The 568-nt window shown below is 52.3% G+C and carries 1 pseudogene; it reads right to left on the minus strand.

Annotated elements, in window-relative coordinates:
- Nucleotides 1–191 (minus strand): annotated as a pseudogene (locus PAT3040_RS38120) (IS4 family transposase); the annotation flags it as partial.
- Nucleotides 192–568: the final 377 nt, after the last annotated feature.

The raw sequence follows: 568 nt of genomic DNA on the forward strand, positions 1-568 counted from the left end.
GCTTGTGTGATCTCGACGGGTAAGCTATTCATGCGACGTGAAAGCTGCGACTTGCTGATGCTTTTCACTTGAAACTCGGCCTGAAACTCTTCATCTGAGCGAATGGCACTCTCTATGGTACAAAGGGAGTCCCAGTTCAGCAATTGCCCGGTGATGAATAGTTTGAGAAGTTGAACCGTTTTGAATTGCATACGGTAATCCAGAAAAAGATATTCCTGCCGATAGGCCGGCCAGCCTTCGCATCCGCGAGCATTTTCGTCTTCTTGTGGTCATACAACGACCTGTTCTCTGCCCTGATCTTTGTCAGCAAAGAGAACGTCCGCCCTATCGTGCTGCTCCTCAGCGAGATCAGCTCCCAGTACGGCACGGACTTTGGTCTGATGGCTACCGCCGTATCCTTGACGGTCATACTTGCTCATCGTCTATCTGTTCATCCAGAAGTATATCGAGAAGGGACTGACGGAGGGCGCGGTTAAGGGGTGATGATGCACCGAGGCCACAAAGGATCGACAATCCGCAACATTCAACAGCCACGCCACCAGCCGATTGTTATCGGCGGGGGGGGGGG

The organism is Paenibacillus agaridevorans (assembly GCF_003112455.1).
Taxonomy (GTDB): domain Bacteria; phylum Bacillota; class Bacilli; order Paenibacillales; family Paenibacillaceae; genus Pristimantibacillus; species Pristimantibacillus agaridevorans.